Source organism: Stappia sp. ICDLI1TA098, assembly GCF_054880955.1.
The window spans coordinates 670285-687063 of sequence record NZ_JBTZBT010000002.1; the positions used below are offsets into that span (position 1 = coordinate 670285).

Here is a 16779-nt window from a genome sequence, read left to right on the forward strand (position 1 = left end):
TCCGGGGCGGCTCTCGCCCAGGATGCGTTGCCGCAGCAGTGGGGGGCCTGGGGTGAGATCGGCGCCCAGGCGGGCTCGGAAGCCAGCGGCTTCCTCGAGGGCTTCATGCCGCTCGGCCAGGATGGCAGCAACCTCGTCTTTCTCGACATGCGCCTCGACTACGGCGACAACAGCCGGGGATCGTCCTCCTTCGGCCTCGGCCTGCGCTCGGTCGTCGGCAGCAACCTCATTGTCGGCGCCAACTCCTTCATCGACGTGGTTCACACCGACAATGGCAACTACCATCTCGGCGCGACCCTCGGGCTCGAGGCCTTCACCTCGATCTTCGATCTGCGGCTCAACGCCCATATTCCGCTTCAGGGCCGCGCGGACGCCGGCTCGTTCGTCGGCGGCAGCGGCGTCTCCGTCGTCAACAACCAGATCGTCGAGAACCGGGTCCGCAGCGACCGCCGCGAGGCGCTGCTCTATGGCCTGACCGCCGAGATCGGCGCGATGTTCGATTCGCCCTTCGCCGACGACCAGAGCATGCGCGCCTATGCCGGCGCCTATGTCTACGACCGCAACGGCTTTCGCACCGAGACCGGCGCGCGCCTCGGCCTCGAGTACCAGATCCACGACATCCTCAGCCTGACCGGCTCACGCTTCACGCTGGGGGCCGAGCTCGTCTACGACCGGCACGACAAGCTCGACGCCGTCGCCACGGCGCGGCTGCGCATTCCGCTGTTCGGCGGCGATGGCGCGCCGGATGCGGTCGGCGACCGCGACAGCGAACGCCACCGGCTTCTGTCGCGGATGGACGAAAGCGTGCGCCGCGACAAGGGCATCCGCGTCGGCACATTCGACAAGACCACCTCGGTCAACGGCGTTCCGGTGGTCAATCCGGCCACGGGCACCGCCTACGGCCGCATCTACTTCGCCTCCCAGGGCTCGAGCGGCACCGGCTCGGCCGTCGACCCGACAGCGCTCGCCACGGCGGTCGCGAGCGCCGGCGCCGGCGGCATCATCGTCGCCATGGGCGACGACGGCACGATCACCACCTCCGGGGTGACGCTGCAGAACGGCCAGACACTGATCGGCGGCGGGCAGACCATCGCGGTGCAGCTCGCCGACGGCACGACGACCAGCTTCCTGCTGGCCGGCACCGCCGGCACCATCGACGGCGATCCGGGCGTCACCACGGTGACGGTGACCGACGGCGTGACCGTTCGCGGCCTGACAATCCAGGGCGGCAGCACGGTGATCGGCGGCAACAATGTCACCGGCGCGACGCTTACGGATCTCGCAATCCAGAACGCCACCGACGGCATCCGCATCACCAATGCCTCCGGCACGACGCTGAACAACCTCTCCTTCAGCGGCATCACCGGCACCTCGATCTTCCTCAACAACGAGGCGGCGAGCCTGTCCGGCATCACCATCAACGGCGGCACCAACGGCATCTCGATCGCCAACAACACCGGTACGACGACCCTCTCCGACATCAGCGTGACCGGCGTCAGCGGCGACGCGCTGTCCTTTGCCAACAACACCGGCGTGATCAACGTCGTCGACTTCACCGCGACGAACACCGGCGACGACGCCGTCGTGATCTCCGGTGCCGGCACCTACGGGTTCTCCGGCGGCACGACGATCAGCGGACTGGGCGCGGGCACCACGAGCGACGGCATCGACCTGTCCGGCACCACCAACGCCACGCTGACCTTCGGTGACGTCGACATCACCGGACTTGGTGGCGGCACCGGCCTCAACATGGCCGGCGCGGACGCGACGGTGACCATGTCGAGCCTCGACGTGACCGGCACCGGCGTTGCCGGCAGCCGCGGCGTGGACATCAGCGGCACGCAGAACGGCCGCACGATCTCCATCGTCAACGGCGGCACGATCTCGAACGTCGGCACCGGCCTGGTGCTGGGCACATCGGGAGCGGCGCTCGCCGCGCCGGACGCGGTGTTCACCTGGGGTGGCGGCGACATCGGCGGCCTCGCCTATGCGCTCGACGGCGTCGGCGTCAATGCCGCGAACGGCAGCTACTCCTTCGGCTCCACCGGCTTCACCGGCGGCTTCAATTTCACCACCTCCAGCGTGTCGAACTACTTCATCGCCGCGAGCGCGACGGGCGCCGGCGACGGCTCCTCGACCTCTGACCGCGCGACCATCGCCACGGCCATCGCCGCCGCCGCGGGCCTTGGGACCGTCAACTTCATCCTGATCAACGACGGCTCCGCGATCGACACCTCGGGCCTGACCTTCGCGCTGGCCGACAACCAGACGATCGACACGTTCGGCGACGGCCGCACCTTCGCGACGGCCGGCCTCATCATTGCCGCCAACATCACCGGCTCCAACCTTCCCGCGGGAACGGTCGCCATCACCGATCCGACCGGAAACGGCGCGGCGACGCTCACCAGTTCCTCGGGCGCGGTCAGCACGATCCAGGTCGCAAATGGCAACACGGTGCGCAACATCACCGTTGGCAGCACCGCCGGCACGGCGATCTCCGGCTCCGGCATCACCGGGCTGACCATCGAGGGCGTCACGATCGGCTCGGGCGGCACGACGGCGCAGAACGGCATCTCGCTCACCAACACCAGCGGCACCGTCACCATGACCAACGTGTCGGTGACCAGCTCCGGTGGCAGCGGCCTGTCGCTCACCAATGCCGGCGGCACGGTGACCGGCAACAACGTCGACATCGCCGGCTCGAACGCCCTGACCGTTTCCGGCGGCGACGCGGCGATCTCCTTCAACGCGTCCAGCTCGATTTCCAACAGCGCCGGCACCGCGGTCTCGATCTCCGGCCGCATCGGCGGCAGCTTCAGCCACTTCGGCAGCGTGACGTCGAATGGCGCCACCGCCGGCGGCATCTCCGTTTCGGGCGGCGCGGCAAGCAATGTGACCTTCGGCGGCATGGTCTCGCTCGGCACCACAACGGCGCTGACGACGGGCACGGCCGGCATTCTCCTGGACACCATCGACGCGGGCACCACGGTCGCCTTCGACGGCGGCCTCGACGTCGCGACCAACGGCATCACGGCCCTGTCGGCGGACAGCGGCTCCCTGCGTGTGAGCGATGCGACGACGGAGCGGCTGACGGCGACGGGCGCGGCGGCGCTGCTGGCAAGCAACATGACGCTCAACGCCAGCTTCGACGCGATCAACGCCACCAATACGGCCCAGAACTCGGTGACGCTGAGCAATCTCGACGGCGCACTTGCCATCAACGGTGGCACGCTCGACACCCTTGCCAATGCCGGCGCCTTCAACAGCGTGAGCCTGATCCAGAACGATACGGGCGCCACGCGCAAGCTCAAGCTGACCGTCGACGGCATGACAATCCGACACGACGCGACCGTCTACAGCAGTGCCAACGAATACGGCATCTATGTCGAAACACGCGGCGACGACCAGGCCGAAGTCGCGATTTCCAATTCCACCTTCCAGACCGAAGACAGTTCGGTTCGCGTCATGAGCTACAACAGCGGCTCCGTGGTCACCGCATTTGCCGACAATACGCTGCTTGGAGACGCCACGTCGGCGCGGCCGGATTTCTTCAACAATGGCATTGTCTTCGATGGCGTGATCTTCGACGGAGACACGAGCACCGCCGGCCTGCAAACCGTCAATGGCGGCACATTGACAATCGGCACGGCCAGCGTGTCGGCCAGCAGCGGCCTGTTCTTTTTGGGCACGAGCGGCACCTCCAACACTGCCGGGCGCATCGATTTCTCCAACTACACCGCTTACGCCTTCACCAGCGGCCTCCAGATTTCGGGCGACCAGTCGGGCCTGTCCCTCGGCATCGGCAGTGGCGCGATCACCGCAGCCACGGTTGCGCTTGGCTCCAGCAGCACTGTCGCCGGCAGTGGCGGCACCGGCGATATCACGCTGTCCAGTCTGACCCTGACGCAGAATAACGGCAACGGACTGTCGGCAAGCAGGTTCGGCGGCAGTTTCACGGTAACCGGCGCAACCTCCATCCTGGCGACGGAGCGTTCGACTATTTTTGGCGCCGATTACTACCGCAACGTGCTTCGCAACGGCATTGCGATCACGGATACGACAGCGAACTTCTCGTTCGGCGACATCACGATCGGAACCGCAAGCGGGAGTACCGGCGGGGCCGATGTGTATACGACCGGCGGCTCCACGGTCGGCATCAGTCTCGAGAACAACAGCGGCACCTTCACCTCCACGGGAACCGTTACGATCACCGACACGGTGGAAGACGCGATCCGCATCACCGGCACCAGCGGCGCAATCAGCTTCAACCGCGTCTCGGTCGTCAATCCTCACGCTGCCGTGATCCCAACGGGCACGCCGCTTATCAACCCGCGCGAGGCGCACAGCGCCGGCATCGACATTTCCGGCACGATCGGCGGAACGATCTCCTTCAACGATCTCGACATCGCGCTCAATTCGGACGAGACGACCGGCATCGAGCTGACCGGCGCGACACTGAACGCCGCCGTCACCGCCAACGACTTCGACGTGACCGGCAACGGGTCCGCCAACACCATCGGCGTCGATCTGCGCGGCACGACAGGCGGCGGCACGGTGCGCCTCGGCGACAGTTCGGCCTCCGGCGAGTCCAGCAGCATCGCCGGCGTCAAAACCGGCGTCTGGCTCAATAGCTCGACCAATGCGGTCTTCACCTTCGGCGATGGCGAGAACGGCACGGATCAGGGCTCGACGATTTCGGCCAATACCGCCATCGACGCCTCGTCTGCCCCCACGGTCGGCAGCTACGATTTCCGGGATGTGAACTTCACCAGCAGCCCGGGCCTCGGTTTTGGCACGGGTGACATCTACTTCGTGGATTCCGACGGCGCGACCGGTGGTGGCGACGGCTCGGGCAGCGATGCCTCCAACCCGATGACACTGGCGGCAGCCGAGGCGGCCGCGGGCGCCGGCGACATCATCGTGCTGATCAACAACGGCTCGGCCATCAATGTCGCGGGAACCAACGGCAACGACACGTTGAACCTGCTGAACCAGATGCAGTTGCTCAGCTTCGGCGACGGCGCCGGCGGCAGCCAGTCCGTCACCGTCAGCCTCACGGTTCCACCGACGATCCTGCTCTCGGCCGCCGGCCTCACCATCGCCGACCCGACCAACAACGGCGGTGCGGTCGTGTCCTCCACGGGCACCGACCCGCTTGTGGGGCTCGGCTCGGCCGGAAATCGCATTGCCGGCGTGATCCTCGATGGCGGAGGAACGACCGGCACCGGCATCTCGGGCGCGTCCTCCACCGGCCTGACCGTCGACCGCTCGATCATTCGTAATTTCACCGGCACCGGCATCAGCATCACCACCTCGACGGGCACCCAGGTGTCCAATGCGTCGTTCTCGGGCAATGCCAATGACATCTCGCTTGGAAACGCGTCCGGCTCCTCGCTTTCCAACATCACGTCGACGGGTGCGACGGGAAGGTCGATCTTCTTCGGCGCCAGCTCCGGCGCGAACAGTCTGAACAACGTGTCGATTGCGTCCGTGACAGGGGGCACCGGGCTTTATTTCCTCAACGCCGGCGGCACGTTCACCGGCACGAATGTCGACATTTCCGGGACCAGCGGCAACGCGCTCTACATCGAGGGCGGCGACGCCGCCTACAGCTTCGATGCCGCAAGCTCGATCGACATCACGTCGGGTGGCGCCGTCACCCTGCTGAACATCGCCGGCGGCAGCCTGACCCACGCCGGCACGGTGACGGCCAACGGCAACGGAGCCAGCGGCATCGCGGCCGCCGGCGCGACCGGCGCCTATTCCGTTTCCTTCACCGGCGCGGTCGACCTCGGCACCACGACAGCGATTGGCGGTTCCGGCGTCTCGGTCGGCAACAACGGGCAGAACGGCACGTTCAGCTTCGCCGACCTCGACATCAACACCGATGGCGGCTTCGGCATCCTGATGCAGAACGGCGGTTCGCTCGGCATCACGACCGGCAGCCTGGCCGTCACGAACGCCCAGGGCCTCAGCCTCGCCGGGTCGGACATTGCCGCCGGCGGCATCACCCTGACCTCGTTCAGCAACACCAGCGCCGGCACACCTCTGTCCATCGGCATGAACGGTGTCAGCGGCGGTGCCTTCACCGTCACCGGCACCACGACGATCAGCGGCACGACCAGTTCCGCGATCTCCATGACCAATGTGAGCGCGAATGTCGATCTCGGCACGGTCAACCTGACGCTTGCCGGCGGCGACGGCTTCCTGCTCAACGGCAACTCCGGCACGCTCACGGCCGGCGACACGACCATCGACATGGCCGGCGGTTCGGGCAACGCGGTCCGCGCGACCAATGCCAACGGCAACATGACGTTCGGCAACGTGGATGTGGTGAATGTCGGCGCCGGCACCGGCCTCAATCTGTCCGGCGGAACCTTCGACGGACAGATCACCTTCGCCACCCTCGACATCACCGGCAATGGAACGGCCGGGTCCAAGGGCATCAATCTCACCGGCTATGACAACACGAAGAACGTGGTCACGACCGGCTCGAGCGCGATCCTCAATGTCCAGACCGGCATCGACTTCACCAACGCCAATATCGCCAATGGCGTGCGCTTCCAGTACGGCGACGGCGACGCCACGAACCCGGGTACGGAAAGCACCATCGACACGACCGGCTTCGCGCTGGTGACGACGGGCATGGGTGCCACCGGCGAATACGATCTGGAGGACGTGGCCTTCGGGACGGTGCTCGGAACCACCAACACCTCGAACCTTTCCGGACCGACCTACTATGTGGTCGGCAGCAACGGCAGCACGGGCGCTGGCAACGGCACCTTCCTGACGCCGGGCACCATCGCCGGCGCGGAAGCCTCGGGCGCCAACGCGATCATCCTCGTCGATAACAACGCCGACACCATTCGCGACGTGATCGATGTGGTCGCGCAGGACGACGGAACCTTCACGCTTGCCGACGGCCAGGCGCTGGTGTCCATGGTCAACGGCGAGACGGTGGACCTTGCGACGCTCGGCCTCAGCGGCGGCGGAGCTCCGGCCAGCCTGAAGCTCACGGGCATCAGCTCCAACACCCAGGTGACGGCGTCCGGCAATGCCGACATCGACAGCGTCCGCGCGATCCTGACCTCCAACGCCGCCGGCGGCACCGTGGCGCTCGCGGGGACCGCGACAATCCAGAACACCACGATCCGCAACACGGGCTCGGGTGACGGCGTCTCGGCCTCCTATTCGGCCAATGCCACGGCACGCATCCGCTCGAGCCAGATCTCGGGCGGCGGCAGCGGCGCCTATGCGGTGGACCTTGCAACCTCCGCCGGCACGTCCTCGGTGGAGTTGTCCGACGCAGCCATCACCGGCGGCATGCGCCTTGACGGATCCGGCGGCGGCACGCTGACAACGACGGCCAGCGGCACCAACACGATCGCGGATGGCGGCACGGCCGGTGGCCTGGACCTCAACACGGTCGTGATCGGCGCCGCTGGCTTCACCTTCGACAGCCTGGCCAACAGCGGCAGCACCGGCAATGGCGTCCGGCTGCAAAGCGTCAGCGGCACGGGCACGCTGACCGTCGGTTCCGTCAGCGTCGACAATGCCGCCAACTACGGCATCTATCTCCAAAGCAGCTCCGCGACGATCAACCTGGGCACCGACACGTCGGGCACCGGCGTCCGGCTCGGCGCCAATACGTCCATCGGCTCCGCAGGCATCTACGTCTCGGCGGCGAGCGGCACGATCAACATCGGCAACGCCTCCGTGACCTCGCTCATCAGCGCCGGGGCAACCTCGACCAGCGCCTCGGGCGTGTCGGTCACGTCCAGCGATGCCGCGATCACACTCACCAGCCTCGACATCACCCGCACCGGAACGGGCAGCTTCGGCTCCGGTATCTATGTGAACGACACGAACGCCTCCGGCTCCGTGACGCTCAACGGCACCAATCGGATCAACAACACCGGCGGCGACGGCGTCCTTATCCAGGGGGGCAATGTCTCGCTGTCGAACCTGACCCTCGGCGACACGGCGACGGGTACGGGCGATGACATCACCCAGGCCGGTATCCGCATCGCCCATGCCGGCGCGGTCGACAACACCATCTCGCTGTCCAACATCACCATGGGCGGCGCTGCCGGCGACACCGGCGACATTGCCGGTCGCGGCATCAACGTGACCCATACCGGCACCGGCATCCTGACCGTGAACCTGTCGGGAACCAACGTCATCCGCACGACCGGCCAGGCCTTCGTCGTCAGTGACACGGCCGGCACGGTCACGCCCAATTCCGTGCGGCTGGCGCTGTCCGGCACCACCTTCGAGACAGTGACAGCGAACCAGCCGACCGTCTCGATCACCGGTCAGAACCTGTCGCCGACCTCGAACTCGGTCCAGGTGCGCGGCTTCGCCAACAACGTCGTCACCGGCAACGGCACGTCCGGCGTCGGCGGAGGCATCCGCTTCGAGAAGGTGGACTTCGACAGCGACGGCGCTGGAGCGACGGTCTCCGCCGGCACGCTGAACGTGGGCCAGGGCACGACCACGCGCGTCGCGGGCACCGGCGTCGCTTTCATCGACACCACGGGCGCGATCGATTTCGCCACGCTCAACATCTACAACAACAACGGCACCGGTCTCCAGGTCGACACCAAGACGAACGGGCTGAACACCGACTTCACCATGACGGGCGGCGGCTCGGGCACGGTCGACACGACCAACGGCACGGCGCTGTTCCTCGACCCGCTGACGATGAACCTGAGCTTCTCCTCGGTGCGTTCGACGAGTGCGAATGGGGCCGGAGGGCTCGGATCGGGCGTGTTCATCGACGCGGGCAACGCGTCGGGCGGCGCGGCAAGCCAGGCGCTCAACATCGGCACGCTCTCGGTTACCGGGTCGTCCGGCGCAGGCCTGCGCATCACCAATTCGACGGGCACGTTCAATTTCGGAGCGACGACCATCAACAACGCCGGATCCACCGGCGGTGGTGTCGATCTCGACCTCGGTGCAAGCGACACGACAACAGTGAATTTCACCGGGGCGCTCGACATCGACACGAGTGCGGGCACCGGCTTCGATGCCAACGCCACGAGCGGCGGCGCGCTGACGTTGAATGTCGCAAGCACCGGCACGCAGGAGATCAACACGGCGACGGGCCAGATCCTGCGGATGAACGACGTCACCATCGGCGGCACCGGCGTGTCCTTCGACACGCTCGCGGCTTCGGGCACGGTCTCGGGCGACGCCGTCAGGCTGTTCGATGTCGATGGCGGCGCCTTCAACGGGGGCGCGGTGAGCGTGGTCAACACGTCGGCCGCCGGCAACGGCATCGTGATTTCCGGCTTTTCCACGTCGACGTTCAACTTCACGTCCGCGACGATCGACGGCGCGGCGGGTGCCGGCATCCTTCTCAGCGGCGCAAATGGCGCCGTGACGTTCGACACGGTCGACATCGACGGGACGGGCGACGATGGCGTGGAAATCGCAAACACCCACAGTGCCGTGACGATCAGCGGCGGCTCCATCGGCGCGACCAATGATCCGGCCGGCATCGCCGTGGATATCAACGGTGGTTCTGCCAATGTGACGATTGCCGCGACCGTCACCAAGACCACTGCGAATGATCTCATCGAGATTACCGGGCGCAGCGCCGGAACCGTAACCTTCTCGGGCAATCTGAGCGCGACCGGCGCGGCAGGCGGTATCCAAGTTACGGCGAACAATAACGGCACGATCAATTTTTCGGGCACGGTCAAGACGCTCAACACCGGTACGAACACCGCCGTCAGTCTGACCAACAACAGTGGGATGACCGTCAACTTTACCGGCGGCGGGCTCGACATCGACACGACGAGCGGCGCGGGCTTCGTTGCCAGCAACAGCGGGACGGTCACCGTTCAGGGAACCGGCAACACGGTCAGTTCCACAGGCGGCGGCCGGGGTGTCGATCTGAGCAGCACCACCATCGGGGCCAGCGGTGTCACGCTGCAGTCGGTCTCGACGAATGGCGCGGATCGCGCGGTTTCACTTGTCAACACCGGAACGACGGGCATCTTCTCGGTCACGGGCAGCGGCTCCACCGATGGCTCGGGCGGCACGCTTGTCAACAGCACCGACACCGGCATCTGGATGCAAAACACCGGCGACGTGCGCTTCGCCAACATGCAGGTCAATACCAGCACGAATTTCGCGGTACGCGGCCAGACGACCGCCGGCGTTCAGCTCACCAATGTCGACCTCATCGGCAATCACGGCAACGGCGCCAACGAGGGCGGCGTCTACCTGAGCGCTGCCAGCGGAACGGTCATCATCTCCGGCGGCACCTATCGTGGCGGCTTCGAGAACGCCATCGATATCGACAACACCGGAAGCGCCGGCACGCTCACGCTGACGATTTCGGGCGCCACGATCTTCGCGGGCGATGATTCCACCGCCGGCTTCGGCAATGACGCGCTGCTCATCGAGGCGAACGCCGGCACAATCAACGGCACCATCACCAACAACATATTCGCTGGTGCCCTTGGCGATCACATCCAGATCGTCGCCTCCCAAAGCGCCAACCTCGATCTCGACATCGGCGGCACGGGTGTCGGAAACACCTTCCAGCGTCATGGCAGCAACCCGACCAGCGGCGGGGCTGGCGTCAATGCCGGGTTCTCCGGGTCCGGTACGGTCGTCCTCGACATTCTCGACAATGACATGAGCGCGATCTACAGCGCCGGCTCAGGCATCAGCCCGGTCAAGATCCAAACCACCTCCACCTTCAGCGGAACGCTGACCTCGCAGGTCCGGACCAACACCATCGGCACGGCCGGTGCGATCGGGTCCGGTGCTGGCGGTGATGGCGGCGGCTTTAACGGGTTTGCCATGCAGTTCCTGTCCGATGGCGGCGGCACGGCCAGCTATGTGGTCAGCAACAACATCATCCGTGACTACAACGACTCGGGCATCAGGTTCTTCCAGCCCGGTGGTGGAACGCAGAACATCAAGGCGGTGATCACGGGCAACCAGATCACCTACACGTCCGGAGCGTCTTTCCCAGCTGCCGGCATCGAGATGGACGCCGGCAACCTCAACACCGGCTCGATGTGCGCGGAGATCACCGGCAACACCGTCACGGATCCCAAGGGGGCCCATGCCGGCGGCATTTACGTCACGTCGGACACCGGCCACACGTTCAACCTCGTGGGAACGCCCGTGGGCAGTTCCACGGGCCCGGCGATCGCAGGCGTGCTCAACGGCACCAACACGCTCACCGCGCCTTCATTCGGCGGCAGCAACGGCAGCTACAACATCGTTGCCGCCTGCCCGTAAGGGCCGGCGGCAACGCCGCATGAGTGAACAGGAGACCTGCAAGGTGCCAGGGGCGGAATCCGCCTTCAAGCACAACCGGTAATTGATATTTTTTACAATATACCCCTACTGGCACAGAACGGGAGGTATGCGCCATGGCAGAACCATTTCTCGCGGAAGTCCGCATGATGGGTTTTAATTTCCCGCCACGCGGCTGGGCTTTCTGCGACGGCCAGATCCTGCCGATCAACCAGAACCAGTCGCTTTATTCCCTGCTCGGCACCACCTACGGCGGCGATGGCCGTACAACCTTCGCGCTCCCCGACCTGCGCGGACGCACGCCGATCCACGTCGGGCGATCCAGTGGCGGCGCCTTTCACAACGAGGGGCAGAAGTCGGGCGAGGAAACCCATACGCTCAGCGTCAACGAGATGCCGCAGCACACCCATACGGCAGACGCCATCTCGGGTCCGGGCACAACGCCCGTTCCGCAAAATGCCTATCTCGCCGACCTTCCCGATGGCTACACGGACCCCGGCGCGAACCTCACCAGCCTGCGCGGCAACACGGTCATCCATGTGGGCGGCAGTCAGGCGCACCAGAACATGCAGCCCTATCTGACGGTTTCGTTCTGCATCGCGATCCAGGGACTTTTCCCCTCGCGCAACTGAAACAGCGCCAGGCGCATTCCGCCCAAACCGTTTTCCGGGAGGACCCAATTCATGTCAGAGCCCTATGTCGGCGAGATCCGCATGTTCGCGGGCAACTTCGCCCCGCGTGGCTGGGCCTTTTGTGATGGCCAACTGCTGGCCGTTTCGCAGAACGATGCCCTTTTCAGCCTGCTCGGCACCATCTACGGCGGCGACGGCCGCACCACCTTCGGCCTGCCCGACATGCGCGGGCGCATCCCCCTCCACCAGGGCCAGGGCCCGGGACTGTCCGAGCGACGCATCGGCTCCAAGAGCGGCGCGGAGACGGTGACGCTGACGGTGAACCAGATGCCGAGCCATGGCCATGACTTCAGGGCGATGCAGACCCCCGGCACCGACGATACACCGATGGGCCGGGTGCTCTCCGAGCAGATCGCGCCGATCTTCACGACGGAAACGCCGATCACGAACATGGCCCCGAACGCGCTCAGCCATGTGGGCGGCAGCCGCTCGCACCCGAACATACAGCCTTATCTTTGCGTGAATTTCATCATCGCGCTTTTCGGCGTGTTTCCGAGCCGGCACTGAGGGAGGCCCGTCATGTCTGAACCCTTCATCGCGGAAATCCGCATCTTCGCGGGCAATTTCGCCCCGCGCGGCTGGGCCTTCTGCAACGGTCAGCTTCTGCCGATTGCGCAGAACACGGCGCTGTTCTCCCTTATCGGCACCACCTATGGCGGGGACGGGCGCACCACGACGGCACTTCCCAACATGGAAGGGCGTGCGCCGATGCACTCGGGGCGGGGCCCCGGCCTGTCGTCCCGCCGGCTCGGCGAGCGCGGCGGCACCGAGACGGTGACCCTGACCGAGGCGGAGTTGCCCAACCACTCGCACTCGCTTTTCGCCAGCACAGCGATTTCGGACGAAGCCCAGCCGTCGTCCACCGTCACGTTCGGCCGGGCCAGAAGCCTGGCCTACGCCACCGGATCGGCGAACACGAACATGGCGTACCAGACGATCACCGCCACCGGCGGTTCGCAAACCCACAACAACATGCAGCCCTATCTGGCGATGAATTTCATCATCGCGCTTCAGGGCCTCTATCCGTCGCGCAGTTGAGAGACCGGCACGCGGGGCGGTTCAGTATCCCGCGTGCCCTTTCAGGCCACAGGCGACGACCGGCCCCGGCCGGCAGACAGGGAGAACACGCATGAGCCAGACACGGCAAATCCCCGGCGAGCATGGGGACCTGATCGACATCGAGGTCGGCGAGACCCCCTTCGCGGAACTGTCCCGTCTGATGATGGTCGGCATCAGTGCCGACAACAACCAGCTGGTCTGGACGGCGCAGGCCACGCCCAACGGCCCGTGGACCGGGACGCTGACACCGGTTGACACGGGGTACGCCTATATCGTGCTCGGCACCGGATCGACGCTGGACGGGCGCGTTGCCATGGTCGCCCAGACCACCGGCTCGCCCGCGTCCGTTCACTACATCGACGAAACCGTCCAGCAGGCGCCAGGCGGCGGCCAGCGCTGGAACGCGCCGCACGACCTGGGGATGCCCGACGGCCTCGCCGGTTTCCAGCAGCTTGTCCTGGGCCGCGGCCCGTCCGGACGCGTCGAGGTTTACGGCGTCGACGCCGACAGCGGAATCGTGTGGTGGTGCTACCAGAACCCGATGACCACCGAGACACGGACGGAAACGGTCACGCCTCCGGGCACGGACACGCCGATCGAGGTCACGGTCGAGGTTCTTGTCCCGCCCGCAACGCTCTGGAGCTCCTGGGTCGGGCTGCCGGCCGGCGACGTGGCTCGCATCAGCCTCGTCAACGACGCCAGCGGGCGCATCATGCTGATCGCCATCGGTCGGAACCCGGACGAAACCCCGGTCTACGTGAACGCGCAGACGGCCCTGCAGGCGCTCGACCTCGGCGACTGGACGGGCTGGCAGCGCGTCGACGACGCCGCCAGCGGCACGGCCAAATCGCTGCCCTGCGGCATTCTTGACGACACGGACGCGGTCAACATCTTCATGGTGTCCTCGGACAACGAGGTCTCGCAGTTGCGCCAGGCCGTTCCCGACGAGGAAGGCTGGTTGGAATGGACGAAGCCCGGCCTGACCAGCGCCACGCTGATCAATGTGACCAGCGGGTTCGACGGTGACGGCCTGATCATGCTGGTCGGCGTCGCGCAGGACGGCGGCGTATGGGCCAACCTCCAGACCCATGTGGCGGGCCAGCGCTGGAACGGCTGGGAGAAGATCGCGACAGCGTCCGGCTTCGGAGAGGCGGCGATGGACTACAATTCCGACGGGCGGCTGAGCTATTTCCTGGGCGCCTCCCAGAACAACTCGGTGTCGGTGATCAGCCAGGCCGCGCGGAACTCGACGACTTGGGGGGCCGGCTGGAGCCAGATCGCTCCCTCCGGCATCCTCACCTACGGCATCGTGCACGATCTCACCCCGCCCGAAAGCTGAGATGACAAACGCGGATGCAGCATCGGTGGGCGCGCCCCTCACGCCGGCGGAGTTTCCGTCGGCGCACGGGGCGGGTCTCGCCCTTCGCGCCTTCACGGCCGACGGCGTCAGTAGCGCGGATCTCGCGTTCCTGAGCCGGCTATATGCGTCGACGCGCGCCGAGGAACTCGCTCCCGTGCCCTGGAGCGAGGCGGAAAAAGCCGCCTTCCTCGACATGCAGTTCCACGCCCAGCACACTCACTACATGCAGAACTACCCCGACGCCGCGTGGTTCATCATCGAGCGGGAGGGAGAGGCGATCGGCCGGCTCTATCTGGAGCGCTGGACCTCGGAAATCCGTATCATCGACATCGCACTGCTTCCGCTGGCGCGCGGCGACGGCCTCGGCGCGGCGCTTCTGGCGGATGTTCTCGCGATGGCGGAGAGGGAAGGACGTGCCGTGGGCATTCACGTGGAGCACAACAACCGCGCCATGGGCCTCTACCGGCGGCTCGGCTTCGTCCTCGTCGAGGACAAGGGCATCTATCATCTGCTGCGCTGGCGGCCGGGCACTGTGGCGGCGGACGCCGCCAACGGCTGACCCTGCGCGTGCACCGTTCGCGGACGCGCGAAGGCGGATCAGGTGAAGACCGCCTCGTAGCGGGTTCCCGTCTCGTCCTGGTAGACGGGAACCAGAAACAGCGCCAGCGCCGCATCGCCCTCGATCTCGACCTCATGCAGCCCCTGGTCGACCATCGGCGTGGGCGGTCCGTCGAACAGCACGGAGAAAGCGCCGCCGTCGCGGGTGCCATGGTTGAGCCGCGTGACCGTGGCGATGGCCAGGTCCATCGTCTCGCCATTGGCGGAAATCCGCGCCTTGCGGTCCATCCGCGCCTCGAAGTGCTCGGCCGTCAGGCCCGCCAGTTGCTCCAGATCCGCCATGCATCCCCCTTTGGTATGACGCGCATTGCCGCGCTTCAGTTCTTTGCCCCCTGCGGCCCCCTGCGCACGATGCGCGGCACCGGGAAGACGCCGAAGCCAAGATCGATGACCCGTTCGCGCCGACCGGCGCTTGCGCCCTTCACCGGCGCCTCGGCCGCCGAAGACAGGGCCGCACCGCTGCGGATGCCCTCCAGCGTGGCGCCGATCAGGTCGGTAAAGCCGCCCTGGTTGAGGCCCGCGAGCATCGCCAGCGTATTGGCCGCGGCCTCCGCGAAGGACCATCCACAGCCATGAAACCGACAGCCGGAAATCACCGGAATCGCACCGCCGCGATAGACAAGGCGGCAGTTCTCGAAGGCGCAATCGCGGAACTCGCCGCCATCGACGACAACGGTCTCGCCGCGAAACACACGCCCGCGATGAGACCCGGCGGCAACCGGTTCCGTCCTGTCCTGCCCTGTGTCGCCCATGCTCGCCGCGTCCCCATTCGACCTGCGGCGATCCTAGTGCGCTTCGACCCGAGGTGGAAGCGCGGATCCGCCTCGCGCCTTGCGCGGTACGCCCCCCTAGGCAACGCCGATCAGGAACGCTAGAACTCCACCCGATCCAATTTTCGACCAGACCATTCGCGCGGCAGCGCCCGGATAAGGACATCTGAGATGACAGACGCAGAAACCACGTCGGGAACGCCGGCAGCCCCCAATGGCGCCGCAACGACGGGGACCGCGAGCCTGCCGCTGTTCTACAAACGCCCGGAGGCGCTGCGCTCGGAGACCCACGCGAAGCTTGGCGTCTCGCTTGCCCCCGACTACCGTTTCGCCGCCGGCATCCATGCCGTGCCGGTCAACGCGGTCGAGTTCGCCCCGCTGTCGCTGCACTATCCGGTGGTCTTCGCCGCCGGCACAAATCCGCCCGCCGCGATCGCCGTCCTCGGCCTGCGCCGCGACCGCAATCTCTTCGTCGATGCGGACGGGGCCTGGGCGGCGGACACCTACATTCCCTCCTATGTGCGCCGCTATCCCTTCATCCTGGCGCGCAATGACGATGGCAGCGAGTTCACGCTCTGCCTCGACATGGCCAGCGACAAGGTGAGCAACAAGGCGGAGACGCCGCTGTTCGAGAACGGCGAGGCAGCCGAGATCGCGCGCAAGGCACTCGAGTTCTGCATGGCTTTCCAGCGCGAGGCGCGCGAGAGCGAGGCCATGCTGGCGAAGATCGCCGAGCACGATCTGCTGGTGCAGAACGAAGGCCGCTTCACCCTGCCCTCGGGCGAGGTCCTGACGGTCAACGACTTCCGTGTCGTCGAGGAAGAGCGGCTGAACGCGCTCAGCGACGAGGCCTTCCTCGACCTGCGCCGCGCCGGCGCGCTGCCGGTGATCTACTGCCACCTGCTGTCGATGCGCAACTGGCCGGCGCTGTTGCGCCTGTCCGCGGCAGCCGCCTGAGCACACCAGACCGCGCAAGACGGTCTCCCGCGCCCCGACC

The 16779-nt window shown here is 66.4% G+C and carries 9 protein-coding genes; 7 read left to right on the forward strand and 2 right to left on the reverse strand.

The window, feature by feature from the left end; translation table 11 throughout:
* Positions 1–27: 27 nt before the first annotated feature.
* The 6 genes from ACSLUQ_RS13395 to ACSLUQ_RS13420 all read left to right on the forward strand — a co-directional run bounded on the left by ACSLUQ_RS13395 (position 28) and on the right by ACSLUQ_RS13420 (position 14953).
* Positions 28–11265, forward strand: coding sequence for a beta strand repeat-containing protein (locus ACSLUQ_RS13395; RefSeq protein WP_461808809.1), 11238 nt, complete (start codon positions 28–30; stop codon positions 11263–11265).
* 134 nt (positions 11266–11399) lie between these two features.
* Positions 11400–11915, forward strand: a complete 516-nt coding sequence (locus tag ACSLUQ_RS13400; protein ID WP_461808810.1) for a phage tail protein — start codon at positions 11400–11402, stop codon at positions 11913–11915.
* Positions 11916–11966: 51 nt separating this feature from the next.
* Positions 11967–12482: a phage tail protein gene (locus ACSLUQ_RS13405; protein ID WP_417772025.1), complete on the forward strand. Its 516-nt coding sequence runs from the start codon at positions 11967–11969 to the stop codon at positions 12480–12482.
* A 12-nt stretch (positions 12483–12494) separates the two neighbouring features.
* Positions 12495–13013, forward strand: a complete 519-nt coding sequence (locus ACSLUQ_RS13410) for a phage tail protein (protein WP_417772024.1) — start codon at positions 12495–12497, stop codon at positions 13011–13013.
* Positions 13014–13104: 91 nt separating this feature from the next.
* Positions 13105–14373, forward strand: a complete 1269-nt coding sequence (locus ACSLUQ_RS13415; RefSeq protein WP_461808811.1) for a PLL family lectin — start codon at positions 13105–13107, stop codon at positions 14371–14373.
* A 1-nt stretch (position 14374) separates the two neighbouring features.
* Complete coding sequence (locus tag ACSLUQ_RS13420) at positions 14375–14953, forward strand: GNAT family N-acetyltransferase (protein ID WP_461808812.1); 579 nt, start codon at positions 14375–14377, stop codon at positions 14951–14953.
* 38 nt (positions 14954–14991) lie between these two features.
* On the opposite strand, the gene ACSLUQ_RS13425 is transcribed toward ACSLUQ_RS13420, so the two are convergent.
* Both ACSLUQ_RS13425 and ACSLUQ_RS13430 read right to left on the reverse strand, forming a co-directional pair.
* Positions 14992–15294 (reverse strand): DUF6916 family protein, encoded by a 303-nt coding sequence (locus ACSLUQ_RS13425; RefSeq protein ID WP_417772021.1) that lies wholly within the window; start codon positions 15292–15294, stop codon positions 14992–14994.
* A gap of 35 nt (positions 15295–15329) precedes the next feature.
* Positions 15330–15764: a hypothetical protein gene (locus ACSLUQ_RS13430; protein WP_461808813.1), complete on the reverse strand. Its 435-nt coding sequence runs from the start codon at positions 15762–15764 to the stop codon at positions 15330–15332.
* Between the two features lie 189 nt (positions 15765–15953).
* On the opposite strand from ACSLUQ_RS13430, the gene ACSLUQ_RS13435 reads away from it, so the two are divergent.
* Positions 15954–16739: a SapC family protein gene (locus tag ACSLUQ_RS13435; RefSeq protein WP_417772019.1), complete on the forward strand. Its 786-nt coding sequence runs from the start codon at positions 15954–15956 to the stop codon at positions 16737–16739.
* The last annotated feature ends 40 nt before the right edge of the window (positions 16740–16779 follow it).